Below are 18,975 nucleotides of genomic sequence, written 5' to 3' on the forward strand. Positions count from 1 at the left end.
GCGCACCGACACGGCCGCAGCGCGCCCGCGGGATCACGGCCGAACCCCCGTCGTGGAGGCGTCGGAAGTGCCAGACTGAACGAATGAGCGCCGACCTGCCCTTCGACAGCGCCTACCGGCACGGCTTCGCCCGGATCGCGGCCTGCACGACGCCGATCGCCATCGCCGACCCTCGCGCCAACGCAGAGGCCGTGCTGGCCGAGGCCCGCGCCTGCCACGAGGACGGCGTCGCCGTGGCCCTCTTCCCCGAGCTCGCGCTCAGCGGCTACGCCATCGACGACCTCGTGCTGCAGGACGTGCTGCTCGACGCCGTGGAGACGGCCGTCGAACAGCTCGTGGCCGCATCCGTCGACCTCCTTCCGGTCCTCGTGGTGGGGGCACCGCTCCGGCACGGCACGCGCCTGTACAACTGCGCGGTCGTGATCCACCGCGGCGAGCTCCTCGGCGTCGTCCCCAAGTCCGCTCTGCCGACCTACCGCGAGTTCTACGAGCGGCGCTGGTACGCCCCGGGCGACGACCAGCGCGGCCAGGACATCCGTGTGGGCGACCGGTTCGCCCCCTTCGGGCCCGACCTGCTGTTCGCGGCGCTCGACGTTCCGGGTCTCGTCGTGCACGCCGAGATCTGCGAGGACATGTGGGTGCCGGTGCCGCCGTCGTCCGAGGCGGCCCTCGCCGGGGCGACGGTGCTGCTGAACCTCAGCGGCAGCCCCATCACGATCGCCCGCGCCGATGACCGCAAGCTGCTCGCGAGCTCCCAGTCCCTGCGGTGCCTCGCCGCCTACGCGTACGCCGCCGCGGGAGCCGGGGAGTCGACCAACGACGTCTCGTGGGACGGCCAGACCATGATCTACGAGGGCGGCCAGCTGCTCGCCGAGACCGAGCGCTTCCCCGACGGGCCGCGGCGTGCGGTGGCGGATGTGGACCTCGACCGGCTCCGCCAGGACCGCCAGCGGCAGGGCACCTTCGACGACAACCGCCGCACGCTCAACGCGCGGACGGGCGCGTTCCGCACCGTGCACTTCCGCCTCGACCCGCCCCGCTCCGACATCGGCCTCCGCCGCGCGATCGCACGCTTCCCCTTCGTCCCCGCCGACCCCGCCCGTCTCGCGCAGGACTGCTACGAGGCCTTCAACATCCAGGTCTCGGGGCTCGAGCAGCGGCTGCGGGCGATCGGCGGCCCGCGCCCGGTCATCGGCGTCTCGGGCGGGCTCGATTCGACCCATGCCCTGCTCGTCGTCGCCCGCGCGATGGATCGCATGGGTCGCCCGCGCAGCGACATCCTCGCGTACACGATGCCCGGCTTCGCGACCGGCGACGAGACGCGCTCCAACGCGATCGAACTCGCCGAGGCCGTCGGGGCGACGATCGAGACCATCGACATCCGCCCCACCGCCACCGAGATCCTGCGCGGCATCGACCACCCCGCGGCCGACGGATCACCGGTCTACGACGTGACGTACGAGAACGTGCAGGCCGGCGTCCGGACGGATCTGCTGTTCCGGCTCGCGAACAGGCACAACGGCATCGTCATCGGCACGTCGGATCTCTCCGAGCTCGCCCTCGGATGGGCGACCTACGGCGTCGGTGACCAGATGAGCCACTACGCGGTCAACGCGGGTGTCCCCAAGACCCTCATCCAGCACGTCATCCGATGGGTCATCACGGCCCGCGAGGGAGTCGACGACCGCACGGCGGCAGTGCTCCGCGCCGTCCTCGACACCGAGATCAGCCCCGAGCTCGTCCCCGCCGACGCGGACGGCAAGGTGCAGTCGACCGAGGACACGATCGGTCCGTACGCGCTGCACGACTTCACGCTCTTCCACGTGCTGCGTTACGGCATGCGGCCCTCGAAGATCGCGTTCCTGGCCTCCCGCGCCTTCGGCGAGGCGGACGCCGGGACCTGGCCGGCCGGGTTCCCCGAGGACGAGCGGTACGCCTACGACCGCGAGACCGTGGTGCGGTGGCTCCGGGTGTTCCTCGGCCGCTACTTCGGCTTCGCGCAGTTCAAGCGCTCCGCGATCCCCAACGGGCCGAAGGTGTCCCCCGCCGGCTCGCTGTCTCCGCGCGGCGACTGGCGTGCGCCGAGCGACGGCAACGCACGCGCGTGGCTGGCCGAGCTCGACGCCGCGCTGAGCGGCACGGGCGCCTGACTCAGTCCGCGTCGGGCGCGGCCCAGGCGAGCGTGATGATGAAGGCGTTCCGCGACAGGTCCTCGATCGCGTAGTGCTGCGGGCGGTCGCGCACCCAGCCGCGGTGGAGTCCCTGGTCGAGTTTGACCGACGTCCCGGGCAGCCGCGGCCCCCGGCCGTCCGCTGCGAGGACGGCCTGCACGCGCGTCCAGTGGCGCACCACGTCGAGGTCGGTGGCACCGGTCCACAGCATGCTCTGCGCGCGCATCACGGCCAGCGTCTGCGCGTCGGGATGCAGGTCGCGCAGATCCAGCCCGACGTGGATGCCGGGCTCGCTCACGGACACCACGGTGGCGGCACGGTACTCCGCGACCGTCACGACCAGCGCCGACTCGGCACCGTCCACGGAGGCGATCAGCCGGGTGTGATGGCCGAAGGTCGTCGGTGCCTCCCGCTCGATCCGGACGGCTGTGGCGTCGACGCCGAGCCGTGCCGAGATGAGGGCCTTCGCCAGGATCCGTTTGCGGTCGTGGGGTGTGACCGAGGGGTCCCATCCCAGCCGCGCGTCGATGCCCGCGGGCGTGTCGAGAACGACAGATTCCATCGTCAACCTCCCGGATGAGGGCACGAGCGCGCCCGTCGGACCAGCGTAGACCGATGACCCCTCGCCGCCCGCGGATGTCACCGGGAGAAATGAGGGAATGCCCGCGCGGCCGGCGCTCTTTCATCCGTCATGACACGCATCGGACGCAGTGACCTCGACGTCTTCCCCCTGGCCCTCGGCGGCAACGTGTTCGGCTGGACGGCCGACCGCGACGCATCGTTCGCCATCCTCGACGCCTTCCACGCCGGCGGCGGCGATCTGATCGACACCGCCGATGGATACAGCGCGTGGGTCCCGGGTAACAGCGGCGGCGAGAGCGAGACGCTCATCGGCGAGTGGCTGGCATCGCGCAAGCCCTCCCGCGTCGTCGTGGCGACGAAGGTGAGCACGCACCCCGAGTTCCGCGGACTGTCCGCGCGGAACATCCGCGCCGCGGCGGAGGCCTCGCTCAAGCGTCTCGGCGTCGAGACGCTCGACCTGTACTACGCCCACTTCGACGACCCCGAGACGCCGCTCGAGGAGACCGTCGCCGCCTTCGCCGATCTCGTCAAGGACGGGCTCGTGCGCTACACGGCGGTGTCGAACTACTCGGCCGACCGCATCCGCTCATGGGTCGAGCTCGCCCAGGCCGCGGGCTTCGACCTGCCCGTCGCGGTGCAGCCGCACTACAACCTCGTGCACCGCAATGAGGTCGAGGACACGATCGTGCCCGTCGCCGAGGAGTTCGACCTGAGCCTCGTGCCGTACTACGGGCTGGCGTCCGGCTTCCTCACCGGCAAGTACCGCTCGGCCGAGCCGGCCGAGGCCGGATCCCCGCGCGCCCAGGGCGCGGCCGCGTACGCGACGCCGCAGGGCCTGCGCGTCATCGACACCCTGGAGGAGGTCGGCGCCGCCCACGGGGCCTCCATCGCCGCCACCGCCCTCGCGTGGCTGCGTCAGCGGCCGACGGTGGCCGCTCCCATCGCGAGCGCGTCGCGGGTCGAGCAGGTGCCGGATCTGCTCGCGAGCGCGCGGATCACGCTGACCTCCGAGCAGATCGCGGAGCTCGACCGCGTCTCGGACTGGACGCCCTCCGCCTGAGCGGAGACGACGCGACGAGGCCGCGGCTCCCGGGGGCCGCGGCCTCGTCTACGCTCGACAGGTGAGTTTTCTCGGAAACGGGCCCGACGGCAGCGACCCTCAGAAGCCCTCCCCCGCCCGTATCGGCATCTGGATCGTGGTGGGCGGCATCGGCGTGTTCATGCTCGCCTCGGGCGTCATCGGCATCGTGTCCGGGGGCAACTGAGATGCGCCTGCTCGTCGCCGCGCTCGAATCCGAAGTCGTGGCCTTCCCCGCCGACCTGCCCGGTTTCGAGCGCCTGATCACCGGGCCCGGCAAGCTGCAGGCCGCCGTCGCCCTCACGCGCACGCTCGACGCCGGCTCCTACGAGGAGATCGTCGTGGTGGGAACCGCGGGATGCATCGATCCGCTGCTGCAGGGCGACGTGCACGACGTGGTGGCCGCGCTGCAGCACGACGTCACCGACATCGACGGCATCGTCGGCCAGCACGTGTCGCTGCCCGCGCGCATCGGCAGCGACGGGGACGGCGTCGTGATCGCCACCGGCGACCACTTCGTCGACGACGCGGAGGCGGTCCTCCGCATCCGCCCCCTGGGCGCGAGCCTGGTCGACATGGAGACCTACGCCTACTTCTGGGTCGCCGATCAGCTCGGCGTGCCGATCCGCGTGTTCAAGGCGATCTCCGATCGCGCGCAGGACGACGCGCACACCGACTGGAACGCGACGGTCACCGCGTGCAGCCACCTGCTGCGCGAGCGCATCCGCGAGGAGTACGGCGTCTGAGACGCCCCGCCCTCAGGATGCCGCGTCGTGGATGCGGGACCGACGCCGGGCGCCGAGGTCCGCGAGGGCGATGACGAACGCCACCGCGACGAACATGCCGACGGTGACCATGCCGAACCCGTACGCGTCGTGGAAGACGACCGCTTCCTCCGCGGCGCCGCCCTGCTCGCGGTACACGGTCGCGTAGAACAACGCGAGGGCGATCGCCGTGCCGACCGCGGTGCCGATGCGCTGACCGAGCTGGCCGACCGACCCCGCGAGACCTCCCTGGCGCACCGGGATGTCGGCGAGCGTCAGGGTCTGGTTGGGAGAGATGACGAGGCCTCCGCCCACGCCTCCGATGACCATGGCCCCCGCCATCACGAAGGGGGTGGCGTCGTCGGGCACGTACAGGGCCGTCGCGACGAGCCCGATGACGCAGGCGAGGACGAGCCCCAGACCCCACACCACGACGGGTCGCCCGTAGCGGGTCACGAGGTTTCCGCCCACCCACGAGGACACCGCGCTCGCCAGGGCGAACCCGATCGTGACCATGCCCGCGAACACCGGCTCGATGTGCAGCCCGCTCTGCAGGTACAGGGTCGTCAGCAGGAACATGGCGGGCGCGGCGGCGAAGTAGGTCGCCTGCAGCAGCGTGCCGTTGCGGTAGGAGGCGATCCGGAACAGCTGCAGCGGGATGAGCGGGTCCTTGCCCTGGGAGGCGTACTGGCGCTCCCACGCCACGAACCCGGCCGCGAAGAGGACGAAGAGCACGAGCAGCCACCACCGGCGGGGATCGTCGTCCGGCGATCCCGTGGTGAACAGGAACGGCCACATGAGCGCGATGATCGTCAGCGCGAACAGCACGACGCCGATCGGGTCGAGCGCGAGCTTGCGGCTCGACCGGGTGCGCGTCTCGGGGAGCATGAGCGCGGCCAGCGCGATGGCGACGATGCCCAGCGGGAGGTTCATCCAGAAGATCCAGCGCCACCCGTCCTGGTCGCCGCCGACCGCGATGAGCAGGCCGCCGAGAGTGGGGCCGAACGCGGTCGCCACACCGATCGTCGCGCCGAAGAGCCCGAAGGCGCGACCGCGCTCCTTGCCCTGGAAGAGCTGCTGGATGAGGCCGATGACCTGCGGCATCTGCGTGCCCGCGGCCATCCCCTGCACCAGGCGGGCGACGAGCAGCACGGTGGTGTTGGGCGCGAGCGCGCACGCGACGCTGGCGAGCGTGAACACCGACAGCCCGACGAGGAACAGGGCGCGGCGCGAGCGCTGGTCGCCGATGCGTCCCATCGGCACGAGGAAGAGACCGAAGGTGAGGACGTAGCCCGAGACGATGAGCTGCAGCTCGGTCGCGCCGGCACCGAACGCCGCCTCGATCGAGGGCAGCGCGACGTTGACCTTCGAGAGGTCGAGGATGGTGATGCCCGCGACCGTGACGCACACCCAGAACGCCCGCCACCGACGAGCAGGCGTGAGCGGGATGTCGGTGGTGACCGGGTGGGCTGCGCCCGACGGCTCGGCAGCGCTCATTCGGCGTCCCGGCGGGAGAACACCACGCGCAGCACGACGAAGACGATGAGCGCCACGATCGCGACGAGCACGAGCTTGACGATGAAGGCGACGAGCGAGAACAGGATGTTCACGAGGATCCATCCGATCACGACCGCGAGGACGACGCCGAGGATGGTCCAGAGAGAGCTTTTCGTCACCGTGCCAGCCTACGGCTGACGGATGACGCTGGGCCCGGCGGATGTGGCTTCGACCACCAGTTGGGCCGCGAGCTGCTCCTTCATCGCCTCGACGTGGCTGATGACGCCCACCGTGCGCCCGCCGGTGCGCAGTTCGTCGAGCACGCGCATGGCCAGCTCCAGCGTCTCGCCGTCGAGCGAGCCGAATCCCTCGTCGACGAACAGCGTGTCGAGCCGCACGCCGCCGGCGCGCGCGGTCACGACCTCGGCGAGGCCCAGCGCGAGCGACAGGGAGGCGAGGAAGGTCTCGCCGCCCGACAACGACTGCGGTGGCCGCAGGCGCCCCGTGAAGGCATCCATGACCTCGATGCCGAGGCCGGATGCGGCCCCGCGCGCGGCGAGCGAGTCGCTGTGGTGCAGGGAGTACCGACCGGCGGACATCTCGGCGAGGCGGAGATTCGCCGCCACCACGATCTCCTCGAGCTCGGCCGCCAGCACGAAGGTCTCCAGCGTCATCCGGCGGGTGTTCGGTGCCCGCCCCTGCAGGGTGTCGGCGAGGCGGGTCACGGCGGCGGCGTGCGCGGCGAGCGACTCGACGCCGGCATAGGCCTCGTCTGCCCGGACGGCGAGATCCTGCAGCCGCTCCCGGGCGGAGGCGGTGCGGGACTCGGCGGCGATCGCCGCCGACCGCTCCGCACTGGTCGCCGCCACCGCGGCCTCGGCCGCCGCGAGATCGACCGGCTCGTCGGGCGTGCCGGCGAGCTCGAGCTGCAGTTCGAGCAGTCGCGCCCGGACCACCGCGAGCTCGCGGTCGTGCGTGTCGACCCGGGTGCGTCGGGCGGCGGTCTCGGCGGCAGGGCGCAGCGCCGCCGAGACGTCGTCGACGCTCGGGAACGCGGACGCCTCGACCCGCGCCGCAAGATCTCCGGCCGTCGTGGCCGCGACGGCCGCGGCGCTCTCGGCAGCCATGACGGCGCCGCGCAGGGCCCGCGCCGATTCACGTCGCGCACGCAGGTCGCGGAGGCGGTCGGCGACGTTCGCGTGCGCCCCGCGGGCGGCGAGCACCCGCTCCCGCGCGGCATCCGCCGTCGCGGTCAGCGCCGAGACGCGCAGCCGCACCTCCTGCAGCGCGGCGCTCCGGTCGTCGTGGGCGGCACGGGCCTCGTCCTCCCGGGCGCGCAGCGCCTCGATGCGGCCGCGCAGGTCGTCACGGCGGCGACCGGCGGCGGACGCGGCGGCGACGGCCGCTTCGGCCGCGGCCTGCTCGCTCTCGAGCTGGGCGACGTCGGCGCCGCCCGAGCGCTCGCGTGCCGCCACGAAGGCGCCGTGCACCTCGCGCGCGGCGGCGGCCGCGGCGGCCTCCCGGCCGACGGCGCCCTCGCGCGTCGCCTCCGCGGCCGCGAGCGCGTCGTCTGTGACGGGATCGTCCGAGACCGCGGCGGGATGCGGATGCTCGGAGGACCCGCAGACCGGGCAGCGTTCTCCGGCCACGAGCGCGGATGCCAGTTCGCCCGCGCGTTCGGCCACGCGGCGTCGCAGCAGGTGCGCGACGGCGGCGACGGCGGACTGGACGGCATCGAGCGCGTCGGCGTGGGCGGCGTCCGCCACCGCCGCCTGCTGCGCGAGCGTCTCGGCGCGGCGGGCGGCCTCGAGCCGGTCCTGGATGGCATCCCGGTCGGCACCCGCGCCGGCCGACGCGGCGATCTCCCGGTCGACGGTGTCGATGTCGAGCTCCAGCTGCGCGCGTGCGGCGGGGATCTCGGCCAGACGGCGCCCCGCGTCGTGGATCTCGGCCTCGAGGGCGGTGATGCGCTCGCCGTGGGCGGCGAGGTCGCGGACGGCGTCGTCCCACACCCGTTCCGCCTCGGCCGCCGACTCGGCGTGGGCGATCTCTCCCGTCAGCAGGTCGTCGACGGCGGCCAGGTCGGCGTCGACGTCCTCGCCGGCGGCGAGCCAGGCCTCGCGGGCGGCCTCCGCGGCCGCGCGCGCCGCGGTCTCCTCCGCCGCCGCGCGGGCATGGGCGTCGAGGCTCGGGCGCAGCGTCTCCGCCGCGACGGCCGCGTCGAGGAGGCCGCGCTCGATCGTCATCTCGTCGGCGCGGCGCTCGAGGGCCGCGAGGGTCTCTGCCGCCGCGTCGCGCGCTCGCTGCGCGGTGCGCACCTGCGTCAGCCGGGCGAGGTCCCGTTCGGCGGCGAGCGCACGCTCCTCGGCCGCCCGACGCTCGTGCACCGCGGTCTCGGCGCGGTACTGCGCGCGCTGCACGGCGGTGAGGAGTCCCGCGCGTCGCGCCGCGAGGTCGTCGTCGGGTACGGTTCCGGGCTCGGAGTCGACGCCGCCGTCCTGCGCCGTCCGTTCCGCCTCCGTCAGCAGGGCCTCGGCGAGCACCCCCCTCTCGCGCAGGCGCTGCCCCACCTCGCGGCGACGATCGTCGAACAGGCGCGCGTAGTCCTCGTAGCGACGGGTGCCGAAGAGCGTGCGGAGCAGTCCCTGCCGCTCGTCGTTCTTCGCGAGCAGGAAGCGCGAGAACTTGTTCTGCGCCAGCAGGATCACCTGCTGGAACTGCTGCAGGTTGAGACCCAGCACCTGATCGAGCACCTCGGCGACGTCGCGGGGTCGCGAGGCCCGCCCGATCCACGCGCCGTCGACGCGTTCGAACAGCTCCGCGCGGGGCTGCTCGGTGGTCGTTCCGTCGCCGCGTCGCTTGGGGCGCTCGTACTCGGGCGATCGAGTGACGCGCCACCGCGAGCCGCCGACGGTGAACTCGAGCACGGCCTCGGTGGGGTCCTCGGGCGCGCAGTGATCGCTGCGCAGCCGCTTGTCGCCGCCGTCGTATCGCGGCACGTTGCCGTAGAGCGCGAACGAGACGCCGTCGAGCACGCTCGACTTGCCGGCGCCGGTGCGGCCCGAGATGAGGAAGATGCCGTCGCCGTCGAAGGCGTCGAAATCGACCACCTGCCGGTCTCGGAACGGCCCGAACCCCGCGAGCTCGAGACGGTGCAGCTTCACGCGGATGCCTCGACGAGCGCGGGACGCTCGTCGATGACCACATCGGCGAGGAGCTCGGCCTCGGCGGCCGTCACGCCCTCGCCCTCGCGCACGTGCTCGAGGAACGCATCGATCAGGTCGCGGTCGCTCCGCGCCGCGCGCACCCGCTGCACGTAGGTGCGCTCGTCATCGACCCGCGCATGCTCGGGAGTGTGCGCCACCGTGGCGCAGTGCGGGAAACGCTCCTGCAGACGGCGCATGACGTCGCGCTGCGGAAGCCGGTCGGTGTACTCCGCGCTGACCCACGCGTCCTCGGCGTACGCGAAGCGCTCATCGCTCAGCAGGTCGTCGAGCGCGCCGCGCACCACCTCGAGCGCACGCGGCACGGGCAGGTCGAGCCAGGCGACCTCTCCCAGCCCTTCGGCCGTGAGCTCGACGAGCCACGCCCCGCGCGCACGGCCCTTCTCGCCGAATCCGTAGTGCAGCGGCGCACCCGCGTACCGCACCCGGTCGGAGAGACGCTGGCGCCCGTGGATGTGGCCGAGCGCCACGTAATCCGGCCCGTCGAACACCGAGAGCGGCACCACATCCAGGCTGCCCTGGCGGATCTCGCGCTCCACGCCGGGGGTGGCCTCGATGCCCGCCGCGAAGCAGTGCGACACCACGACGGAGCGACCGCCGCGTTCGGCCTGGTCGGCGCGGATGAGATGCATGGCGTGGTCGATGGCCTGCTCCTGCGTGCGCATCGGCACGTCGGGCCACAGATGACGCACGCGAGCGGGCTCGAGGTACGGGATGCCGTAGACGTGGACGGGACCTGCCGCGTCGTGGAGGGTGAGAGGGTCGGCGAGGCGGGTCGGATCGGTGAGCACCGAGATGCCGTCCCGGAGCAGAGCCGCCTGGAAGCCGAGGCGCGCCGCGGAGTCGTGATTGCCGCTGGTGACCACGACCTGCGCGCCCGTCTCGCGCAGCGCCACCAGGGTGTCGGTGAGCACCTGGTAGCACTCGGCCGCGGGCGTCGCGGAGTCGAACACGTCGCCGGCGACGATCACCAGGTCGACGTCGTTCTCGCGCGTCTGGACCACGAGCTCGGCCAGCACGTCACGCAGCGCATCGACCGTGGCGTACCCGTGGAAGGTGCGCCCGATGTGCCAGTCGGAGGTGTGCAGGATGCGCATGTTTCCACGGTACGGCGAGGGTCGGACACGCGGCGGTGGCCGCGCCACAGAGGCGAAACATTGCGCGCGTAGGGTGGCGGACATGGACCTGCCCGACGTCTGCGTCGTCTACGTGCTGCGTGAGCGCACGGACGGCGTCGACGTGCTGCTCGGTTACAAGCGCACGGGGCTGGGGCTCGGCCGGGTCGTCGGGATCGGCGGCAAGGTCGAGGCGGGCGAGACGGTGCGCGCGGCGGCCGTGCGCGAGATGCACGAGGAGACGGGTCTGGAGATCTCCGCCGACCTTCTGGAGGAGGCGGGAGTGCTCGACTACCTGTTCCCCACCGCCCCGGCCTGGTCGCAGCGCTCGCACGTCTTCCTCTACCGCGCTCCGGTGGGCGACCCGGTCGAGACCGACGAGATCGTCCCGGCGTGGTTCCGGATGGACGAGGTGCCGTTCGAGCGGATGTGGGACGACGCGCGACGCTGGCTTCCCGGAGTGCTCCGCGGCGGGCGCGTCCGCGCCACCTATACGTTCGGCGCCGATCGGGCGACCGTCGTCGCCGAGGAGCCGGGCAGGCCGATGGCCTCCGCGCGGTGACGGAGGCTCATCGGCGTCGTGGACCCGTGGGCCGTCAGCGACGCAGCACCCGATCGGCGAGCGCGGCGACATCGTCGGGCGCGACCTCGAGGCCGGCGTCCGCGAACCGCTGATTCAGCACGTCGACGACGCGCGCGTGGGGCTTGTCCCCCACATCGACCCGGGTCTGGTCGACGATGCCGTCGATCTTCTCCTCGTCGGTCGCGGTGTGCACGTCCATCACCGGGGCGTCCTGCGTGCCCTGCGGGCTCACGACGTCCGGATCGGGGGCGCCGTCGGTGTCGGGACGGTTGCTCCCCGGGTCGGCGAACTCGCCGCCGCCGCTCATGCGTCGTCTCCGACCGCGAGGTCGGGGTCGGCGCCCTGACCGGGTTCGTCGGACTCGATCAGCTCGGGCGAGTCGATCGCCTGGGCGTTCTGATCGGCGGTCTCGTCGTCCGCGGTCGCTGAACTCTCCCAGCCCCCGGGCGGGTTCGCATTGATGACGCCCTCAGGCAGATCACGCTCGGCCATGATGGTGCTCCTCTCGAATGCCTCCACTGTGCGGGATGGACCCGCACAGCGGTCATGGGATTGACGGGAGGGGAACCCGGCACTAGGCGCGTCAGGCGCGGGCGCGGAGGATCCCGGCGCGCTCGGGATGGGCGGCGAACCAGTCGGCGACGTACCAGCACATCGGGATGACCTCACGATCGCCCGCGGCCTCCAGGGCGGTCACCGCACGATCGACGATCTCGGCCGCGTACCCGTGCCCGCGGAAGGTCGGGATCGTGAACGCCCGCACCATCGACACGCTGCGGCCGTCGTCGCGGTAGTCGAGCACGCTGACGAGATCGTCACCGCGATGCAGGGTGTACCGCGACGCGTCTTTGTCGTCGGAGAACCGGAACTCGCTCATGCGTTCAGGGTACGCCGCCCCGCGCCGGCGGGCGCCGGACCCGCGACGCCCCTCATCCGACCCGGGTCGGTGCGGGGATGCTGCGGGTCTGCGTCAGCGCCGCGTACCAGTGACCGGAGTCCTTGACGGTGCGCTCGAGCGTGTCGAAGTCGACCCTGACCACACCGAACCGTTTGGCGTACCCGTAGCCCCACTCGAAGTTGTCGAGGAGCGACCACACGAAGTACCCGCGCAGGTCGACGCCGCGGGCGATGGCGCGGTGGGCGGCCGTCAGGTGGCGCTGGAGGTAGTCGACGCGCGCGGCGTCGTGCACCGCTCCACCGGGGGCGACCTCGTCGGGGAAGGCGGCGCCGTTCTCGGTGATCATGAGCGGCTGCTGGGGGAACTGCTCCGACAGCGACACGAGGAGCTCTTCGAGCCCGTCGGGCGCGATGTTCCACCCCATGTCCGTGAAGGGCGGATCCTGGGCGACGAACTCCACGATCCGATCGCTGCCCGGCCACGCCGTCCCGCCGGCGGCTCCCTTGTGCCCGTCGTTCTGCTGCTGCTCGGCGACGCCGTCCCAGAGGCTCACCGTGGCGGTCGAGTAGTAGTTGACGCCGAGCACGTCGATCGGCTGGGCGATGACGGCGAGATCGCCCTCGCGCACGAACGCCCAGTCGGTCACCCCGGCGGTGTCGGCCAGGAGGTCGTCCGGGTAGGCGCCGCGCAGCATCGGGCCGGTGAAGGCGCGGTTGGCGAGCGCATCGATCCGGCGCACCGCCTCGTCCGCGCCCGCGCCGCGGCCGCGCAGGACGTGGAAGTTCAAGGTCACCGAGTACTCGGGCGCCCCCGTCGAGGTCGCCCGGAGGGCCTGGATCGCGCGGCCGTGGGCGAGGTTCAGGTGGTGGACGGCGGCGAGCGCTGCGGCGGGTTCGTGGCGGCCGGGGGCATGACCGCCCTGCCCGTAGCCGAGGTAGGCCGAGCACCAGGGTTCATTGAGCGTCGTCCAGGTGTGGATGCGGTCGCCGAGCGCCGCGCCCACGACCTCCGCGTACCGCTCGAACGCATCCGCGGTGGCGCGCTCCGGCCATCCGCCCGCGTCCTCCAGCGGCTGCGGCAGGTCCCAGTGGTACAGGGTCGCGACGGGCCGGATGCCGCGGGCCAGGAGCCCGTCGACCAGCCGCGAGTAGAAGTCCACGCCGGCGCGGTTGATCTCGCCCGTGCCGGTGGGCAGGATCCGCGACCACGCGATCGAGAACCGGTAGGCGTCGAGTCCCAGCTCGGCCATGAGGTCGAGGTCGCTCTCCCACCGGTGGTAGTGATCGCAGGCGACATCCCCGGTGTCGCCGTTCCAGACCTTTCCGGGTGTGCGGCTGAAGGTGTCCCAGATCGAGGGACCGCGGCCGTCCTCGTCCGCCGCCCCTTCCACCTGGTAGGTGCCGAACGCGGCCTGGATGACGGTGAAGACGATGATGACCGACCACACGTTGTTGTAGAGCCCGACCGCTTTGAACATGTAGTACAGCGGGTACAGCAGGGCCTCCTGCGGCAGCAGGTTCGCCAGCAGGAAGAGCAGGACGATCCACGACCGGCCGCGCACCCGGCCGATGCCGATCGCGAAGGCGTTCAGCACCGAGATCAGCACCGCGAGCACGGCGACCATGCCCGAGATGAAGAACGAGTTCCACACCTTCTCGGGGAAGTTCACGCGTTCCCAGAACGCGGCGATCCCGTCGAAGTACAGCCCCGTGGGCAGGGAGAGCGGGCCCGAGTTGGAGTAGTCCGAGGGCGACTTGAACGAGTTCACGAGGATCAGGTAGAACGGCGCGATGATGAGCAGCGCCGCGACGACCGCGAACGCGACGAGGAGCCAGTCGATGCCGCGCTTCTTGGTCATTCCGCCGCGGGGCTTGCCGAGGCGCGTCTTGCGCCCCGTGGGGGTGATCACCGCCATCGTGGTGGCCATCAGAGTCCCGCCCTTTCCTTGCGCTCCGCAGCGTTCTGCGCGCGGATGAACAGAATGGAGACGATCGCGATCACGACGGTCAGCGCCGTGGCGATCGTCGCGCCGTACCCGACCTGCTGGGCCTGGAAGAACTCGCTGTACGCGTACCGTCCGGCGGGACGCAAGGCTTTTAGCGGATTGAACAACAAACTCGCGCGACACGCCCGAATTGACGGATCGTGTCATGAGCGGCCATAATCGGCCCCATGACTGACTCCGCACGTTCTCTGTCCGCCTGGGAGGCGAACGGGACCGCTGGCCTGATGATGGCCGGCCGCGTTGTCATGTGTTGTCGAATGTGCCGCTGACCCGGTGACCCCGCCCGACTCGACTCCGGACATCGTCCGCCCCGAGTCCCCAGCATCCTCGCGCTCTGCGGATGCTGCGCACCCGGCCCCCACGACGGGCCGAGAACGACGACACCCCGAATCGGTCCCCCGCACCGATTCCCCTCCGGCAAGGAATCCGCACATGTCCACGTCTGCTCTGCTCGACCGCACCGCCCCCCGCCCCGCTCTCCGCCTCGTCGACGCCCCCGCATCCGGCGCTTCGTCCGCCGAGGCCCCCGCGACCACCGATGCCGAACGCAGCATCCCCGTCGGCACCGCTCCCCGCGGTTTCGCCCTGTACGTCGGCTTCGACGAGGCCAAGGCCGCCGCATCCGGCGTCTCGCTCGGCACGATCGTCGAGGCGCTGCGCCGCACCCTCAACGATCTGGCCCCCGAGGCCGAGACCTACGCGACCGTCGCCCTGGCTCCGGCCGGCGCCGGCGGCCGCGACGTCGACGTCGTGCGCCTCGCCCTGCACGAGCCGTCGGCCGTCGCCCGCACCAAGCCCGAGATCGAGGTCGAGGAGCGCGCCGAGGCCGGCGTGGTCGTCGACATCTCGCGCAAGCGCGTGCTGATCGACGGCGAGTCCGCCGCCTTCACCTTCAAGGAGTTCGAGCTCCTACAGTACCTGGTGCTGCGCGAGGGTCGCACGATCGAGCGCACCGAGCTCGTCTCCTCGCTCTGGCAGCAGGGGGACGACGAGGCACCCGGCGAGCGCACGATCGACGTGCACGTGCGGCGCCTGCGCGCCAAGCTCGGGCGCTTCGAGGACATCGTGCGCACCGTGCGCGGCGTGGGCTACCGGTTCGACCGGCACGCCGACGTCGTCATCCGCTACGGCCACGGCACCCCCTCGCCCGACCGCTTCTGACCTGGGCCCCGGCCCGTCCCGGGCATCCGCCCGCGCTGCGCTGCATCCCGTCGTGGCGCGACAGATGCACGACCCGTGGTGCAGAAGTCACCCCGTGTGACTCCGCAGACGCATCCCGCCCCACCGGTCGTGCACCCGTCGCGCCCCGGGATGCAGGGGGTGCGTCGGCGGTGCGACGTAGGGTGTGCAGATGGATGCGGGAACGACGGCACGACGCGGACCCGCGCGCACCCCGGCCCCACGGGGGTTGGTGCACAGCCCGCCGCGCGAGAGCGAGTACCGCCCGGCGCACGTCCTCGATCTGCCGCGCACCGTGGTGTTCCAGCGTCGCGGCACGCACGACCCGACGCTCGTCGTCGACGGCCCGGTCATCTGGCGGGCCAGCCGCACGCCCGCCGGCATCGCGACCGTCGCCCTGCGCGCCACCGGTTCGTCAGTGCGCGCGGCCGCCTGGGGCCCGGGCGCCGAGTGGGCGCTCGATCAGGTGCCGGCGCTCTGCGGTGCGGATGACGACGCCTCCGACTTCGACGCCGCGCGCCACCCCCTCGTCGCCACCAGCCACCACCGTCATCCCGGCTTGAGGCTCGGCCGCACCGACCTCGTCTTCGACGCGCTGGCGAGCGCGATCTTCGAGCAGAAGGTCACGGCGCTGCAGGCCTTCGGAGCATGGCGACGCATCATCACGTGGTTCGGCACACGCGCTCCGGGCCCGACGCCGCGGCCGATGTTCGCACCCCCGTCCATCGACGAATGGCGGCGGATCCCGTCGTGGGCCTGGCACCGCGCGGGCCTCGAGCCTCCCCAGTCGCGCACCGTGGTCGAGGCCGCCGCACGCGGGGACTCCCTCGTGCGGGCGGTGGACGCCGCCTCCGACGGCGCGAGCCGCGAACGCGTGCTGACGAGCCTCCGCGGCGTCGGCGCGTGGACCTCGGCCGAGACCCGCATCCGCGCCTACGGGGATCCGGACGCCGTCAGCGTGGGCGACTACCACCTCGCACACGAGGTGGGCCACGCGCTGGCCGGCTCGCGGACCGACGACGACGGGATGCTGCTCCTCCTCGCCCCGTGGGCGGGCCACCGCCAGCGCGTCATCCGGTTGCTGGCTCTGAGCGGTGTGCACGAGCCGCGCCGCGGAGCGCGGCTGCATCCCGAGGATCATCGCGATCGATGACCGCGCTCGCGCGCGCCGGTCCCCTACGCTGAGGGCATGACCACTTCCGGCACCGGCTGGCCGCGCGGCCGCACCTCCTGGATCATCGGCACGATCGTGCTGTTCGCCGCGGGGGTCCTCGTCGGCATCGCGCTGGGCAGCGTGTGGGTGGGCCTTCTCATCGCCGCCGCCGTGTCGATCGGCTGGGTCATCGCGTACGAGTCGTGGCGGGGCCGGAACGTCGGCATCTACAACCGCGACGACGACGGCGCACAGCTCTGACCGCTCGGACGCGCTGAGCAGTTCTCCGCAAGACCCTGGGGGCGTTCTCAGCTACCTCCTAGGATGGGGCGCGTGACGATTCCGGACTCTCTCCCCCCGATCGAACCGCCTGACACGACCGGCCCGGCGCTGCAGCTGACCGGCCTGACCAAGCGCTTCGGCGAGAAGGTCGCCGTGGCTGACCTCTCGCTGAGCGTGCCGTCGGGCTCGTTCTACGGCCTGGTCGGACCCAACGGTGCGGGCAAGACGACGACGCTGTCGATGGCGACGGGCCTGCTGCGCCCCGACGCGGGCACCGCGGTGCTGCACGGCGTCGACGTGTGGCGCGATCCGGTCGCCGCCAAGGCGATGATCGGCAACCTCGCCGACGGCGTGCGCCTCTTCGACCGCCTGACCGGCGAGCAGCTCATCACCTACACCGGCATGATGTTCGGCCTCACGCGCGACGAGGTGGCCTCCCGCACCGGCGATCTGCTCACGCTCATGGACCTGGGCGAGGCCGCCGGCACCGCCGTCGTCGACTACTCGGCCGGTATGACCAAGAAGGTCGCCCTGGCCTGCGCGCTCGTGCACGCCCCCCGCATCCTCGTGCTCGATGAGCCGTTCGAGTCGGTCGACCCGGTGTCGGCGGCCAACATCGAGGACGTCCTTCGCAGCTACGCCGGCAGCGGCGGCACGGTGATCGTGTCCAGCCACTCCATGGATCTCGTGCAGCGCATGTGCGACCACGTCGCCGTCATCGCGACGGGCCGCGTGCTCGCCGCCGGGACGGTCGACGAGGTCCGCGCGGGGCAGACCCTGCAGGACCGTTTCGTCGATCTGGTCGGCGGTCGTCACCACACGGAAGGACCGCAGTGGTTGCGACTCTCCTGAGGCTGCGCTTCCGCGTCCTCGGCAACAACCTGCTCTCGAGCCCCGCGCAGCTCGTCGGCTTCATCCTCGGCACGCTCTCGGCCGTGGGCCTGCTCTTCGGCGTCTGGATCGCGCTCTTCTTCTCCGGCGCGGCCGGACTGGATGCGGTGCGCCTGATCGTCACGATCGGCGGCGGCGTGCTCGTGCTCGGGTGGACGCTCGGCCCGCTGTTCATCGCGGGTGTCGACACGACGCTCGATCCCGCGAAGCTCGCGCCCTTCCCGCTGTCGACCAACAAGCTCATGGTCGCCCTGACGGCCGCGGGCCTGACCGGCGTCCCGGGCATCGCCACGACCGCGGGCGCGCTCGGGATCTTCCTGGCGCTCTACCGCTGGCCGCTGGCCGCCGTGGCCGCCGTCGTCTGCATCCCGCTGGGGATCCTGACCTGCGTGATCGCGTCGCGCCTGGTCGCGGCCCTCTCGAGCGGAGCCGGCGGCAACCGCAAGGTGCGCGAGCTCATCGGCGGCGTCGCCCTGTTCGTGATCATCCTGGCCGGCCCGATCATGCTGGGCATCCTCAACCTCGTCGAGGCCGGGGTGTCGGCGGGTCCCGACCCGCTGCAGCGCATCGAGGGCGTCGTCGCGGCCGTGTCGTGGACTCCGATCGCGGCAGCCTGGGCGGTGCCGGGAGACCTGGCCGCCGGCGCCGTGCTGCCGGCCCTCGGCAAGTTCGCGATCGCCGTCGCGACGGTCGCCGCGCTCTGGTGGCTGTGGCGCCGCTCGCTCGTCGCGGCCCTCGTGTCGCCGCCGCAGACCCACACGGCCAAGGTCAAGGCCGGCAAGATCGGCTGGTTCGGTCGCATGCCCACCGGCGGCGTCGGTGCCACCTGGGCCCGCGCGCAGACCTACTGGTTCCACGACCCGCGCTACCTCCGCCAGCTGCTGACCGTGCCGATCTTCCCGATCCTGATGCTGTTCTACTCGGGCGGCGACATCACCAGCCCGCTCTTCGCCTACTCGGCCGTGCTCGCCGCGTTCGTCCTGGCGGTCGTGCCCTACGCGGACGTGTCGTACGACGGCACGGCCTTCGCGAGCGTGCTGGCCTCCGGCATCCGCGGACGCCAGGACCGCGCCGGGCGCCTGCTGGGTGCGCTGGTCGTGAGCATTCCGCTGCTGCTGGTCGTCGCGTTCATCACGGTCGGCCTGTCGGGACTCTGGAACCTGCTGCCCGCCGTGCTGGGTGCGAGCTTCGGGCTGCTCCTCACCGGTTTCGGCGTGTGCGCCGTGAGCTCCGCGCTCATCGTCACGCCGGTGCCGTCTCCGGGTGACAGCCCCTTCAAGCGAGTGCCGGGCAGCAGCCCGCTCATCGCCTTCGCGATGCTCGGCATCTGGGTGGGCATCGCCGTCCTGTCGGCACCCTCGCTCGTCACCGCGATCATCGCCGGGGTCTCGGGTCAGGCGATCTTCGGATGGATCTCCCTCGCCGCGGGCCTCGTGCTCGGATCGGCGTTCCTGGTCACCGGCATCTTCGTGGGCGGCAAGATCTTCGACCAGAACGCCCCCGCACTGCTCGCACGGCTGCGCAGCTTCAAGGGCGTCTGACGCCCGAGTCCC

20 protein-coding genes are annotated in these 18,975 nt (G+C 72.2%); 10 read left to right on the forward strand and 10 right to left on the reverse strand.

The features are described 5' to 3' along the window. Nucleotides 1-83 precede the first annotated feature (83 nt). Complete coding sequence (locus AB0N73_RS10165) at nt 84-2,150, forward strand: NAD(+) synthase (RefSeq protein ID WP_363563005.1); 2,067 nt, start codon at nt 84-86, stop codon at nt 2,148-2,150. A 1-nt stretch (nt 2,151) separates the two neighbouring features. Here AB0N73_RS10165 and AB0N73_RS10170 read toward each other — a convergent pair whose 3' ends face one another. After that, nucleotides 2,152-2,733 (reverse strand): hypothetical protein, encoded by a 582-nt coding sequence (locus tag AB0N73_RS10170; RefSeq protein ID WP_363563007.1) that lies wholly within the window; start codon nt 2,731-2,733, stop codon nt 2,152-2,154. 129 nt (nt 2,734-2,862) lie between these two features. On the opposite strand from AB0N73_RS10170, the gene AB0N73_RS10175 reads away from it, so the two are divergent. From AB0N73_RS10175 to AB0N73_RS10185, 3 genes are all read left to right on the forward strand, one after another. After that, nucleotides 2,863-3,813, forward strand: coding sequence for an aldo/keto reductase (locus tag AB0N73_RS10175; protein ID WP_363563009.1), 951 nt, complete (start codon nt 2,863-2,865; stop codon nt 3,811-3,813). A gap of 61 nt (nt 3,814-3,874) precedes the next feature. Then, entirely contained in the window at nt 3,875-4,018 is a 144-nt protein-coding gene (locus tag AB0N73_RS10180; protein ID WP_363563011.1) for a hypothetical protein, read from the forward strand. A gap of 1 nt (nt 4,019) precedes the next feature. Further along, the gene (locus AB0N73_RS10185; RefSeq protein ID WP_363563013.1) at nt 4,020-4,577 is read left to right on the forward strand and encodes a nucleoside phosphorylase; all 558 of its coding nucleotides are present in this window, start codon (nt 4,020-4,022) and stop codon (nt 4,575-4,577) included. A 12-nt stretch (nt 4,578-4,589) separates the two neighbouring features. Here AB0N73_RS10185 and AB0N73_RS10190 read toward each other — a convergent pair whose 3' ends face one another. Genes AB0N73_RS10190 through AB0N73_RS10205 form a run of 4 tightly spaced genes read right to left on the reverse strand, consistent with a single transcriptional unit; the run spans nt 4,590 to nt 10,413 of the window. Then, nucleotides 4,590-6,092 (reverse strand): MFS transporter, encoded by a 1,503-nt coding sequence (locus tag AB0N73_RS10190; RefSeq protein ID WP_363563015.1) that lies wholly within the window; start codon nt 6,090-6,092, stop codon nt 4,590-4,592. Next, nucleotides 6,089-6,271 (reverse strand): hypothetical protein, encoded by a 183-nt coding sequence (locus AB0N73_RS10195; RefSeq protein ID WP_363563017.1) that lies wholly within the window; start codon nt 6,269-6,271, stop codon nt 6,089-6,091. Before AB0N73_RS10195 ends, AB0N73_RS10190 begins: the two co-directional genes overlap by 4 nt. Before the next feature lie 9 nt (nt 6,272-6,280). Further along, a complete protein-coding gene (locus AB0N73_RS10200; RefSeq protein WP_363563019.1) occupies nt 6,281-9,256 on the reverse strand; it encodes an SMC family ATPase in 2,976 nt (991 codons plus the stop codon). Beyond that, nucleotides 9,253-10,413 carry an exonuclease SbcCD subunit D gene (locus tag AB0N73_RS10205; protein WP_363563021.1) on the reverse strand — a complete coding sequence of 387 codons (1,161 nt, stop codon included), beginning with the start codon at nt 10,411-10,413 and terminating at the stop codon, nt 9,253-9,255. The genes AB0N73_RS10200 and AB0N73_RS10205 overlap by 4 nt, the downstream gene beginning before the upstream one ends. Before the next feature lie 82 nt (nt 10,414-10,495). Between AB0N73_RS10205 and AB0N73_RS10210 the strand changes: the two genes are divergently transcribed. After that, complete coding sequence (locus tag AB0N73_RS10210) at nt 10,496-10,993, forward strand: 8-oxo-dGTP diphosphatase (RefSeq protein WP_363563023.1); 498 nt, start codon at nt 10,496-10,498, stop codon at nt 10,991-10,993. Between the two features lie 34 nt (nt 10,994-11,027). Here AB0N73_RS10210 and AB0N73_RS10215 read toward each other — a convergent pair whose 3' ends face one another. The 5 genes from AB0N73_RS10215 to AB0N73_RS10235 form a co-directional block, all read right to left on the reverse strand. After that, the gene (locus AB0N73_RS10215; protein ID WP_363563025.1) at nt 11,028-11,321 is read right to left on the reverse strand and encodes a hypothetical protein; all 294 of its coding nucleotides are present in this window, start codon (nt 11,319-11,321) and stop codon (nt 11,028-11,030) included. Then, complete coding sequence (locus AB0N73_RS10220) at nt 11,318-11,506, reverse strand: hypothetical protein (protein WP_363563027.1); 189 nt, start codon at nt 11,504-11,506, stop codon at nt 11,318-11,320. The genes AB0N73_RS10215 and AB0N73_RS10220 overlap by 4 nt, the downstream gene beginning before the upstream one ends. A gap of 91 nt (nt 11,507-11,597) precedes the next feature. Then, nucleotides 11,598-11,891: an N-acetyltransferase gene (locus AB0N73_RS10225; RefSeq protein WP_363563029.1), complete on the reverse strand. Its 294-nt coding sequence runs from the start codon at nt 11,889-11,891 to the stop codon at nt 11,598-11,600. 52 nt (nt 11,892-11,943) lie between these two features. Beyond that, complete coding sequence (locus AB0N73_RS10230; RefSeq protein ID WP_363563123.1) at nt 11,944-13,389, reverse strand: GH1 family beta-glucosidase; 1,446 nt, start codon at nt 13,387-13,389, stop codon at nt 11,944-11,946. Nucleotides 13,390-13,838: 449 nt separating this feature from the next. After that, a complete protein-coding gene (locus tag AB0N73_RS10235) occupies nt 13,839-14,003 on the reverse strand; it encodes a hypothetical protein (RefSeq protein WP_363563031.1) in 165 nt (54 codons plus the stop codon). A 346-nt stretch (nt 14,004-14,349) separates the two neighbouring features. Here AB0N73_RS10235 and AB0N73_RS10240 point away from each other — a divergent pair, with 346 nt between their 5' ends. The 5 genes from AB0N73_RS10240 to AB0N73_RS10260 all read left to right on the forward strand — a co-directional run bounded on the left by AB0N73_RS10240 (nt 14,350) and on the right by AB0N73_RS10260 (nt 18,963). Beyond that, nucleotides 14,350-15,078, forward strand: coding sequence for a winged helix-turn-helix domain-containing protein (locus AB0N73_RS10240; protein WP_363563033.1), 729 nt, complete (start codon nt 14,350-14,352; stop codon nt 15,076-15,078). A gap of 190 nt (nt 15,079-15,268) precedes the next feature. After that, entirely contained in the window at nt 15,269-16,249 is a 981-nt protein-coding gene (locus AB0N73_RS10245) for a DNA-3-methyladenine glycosylase 2 family protein (RefSeq protein WP_363563035.1), read from the forward strand. A 36-nt stretch (nt 16,250-16,285) separates the two neighbouring features. Next, entirely contained in the window at nt 16,286-16,510 is a 225-nt protein-coding gene (locus AB0N73_RS10250) for a hypothetical protein (RefSeq protein ID WP_363563037.1), read from the forward strand. Nucleotides 16,511-16,582: 72 nt separating this feature from the next. Then, a complete protein-coding gene (locus AB0N73_RS10255) occupies nt 16,583-17,383 on the forward strand; it encodes an ABC transporter ATP-binding protein (protein ID WP_363563039.1) in 801 nt (266 codons plus the stop codon). Next, a complete protein-coding gene (locus AB0N73_RS10260; protein ID WP_363563041.1) occupies nt 17,365-18,963 on the forward strand; it encodes a hypothetical protein in 1,599 nt (532 codons plus the stop codon). The genes AB0N73_RS10255 and AB0N73_RS10260 overlap by 19 nt, the downstream gene beginning before the upstream one ends. Nucleotides 18,964-18,975 lie beyond the last annotated feature (12 nt).

This window comes from Microbacterium sp. NPDC089189, from assembly GCF_040685095.1.
Taxonomy (GTDB): Bacteria; Actinomycetota; Actinomycetes; order Actinomycetales; family Microbacteriaceae; genus Microbacterium.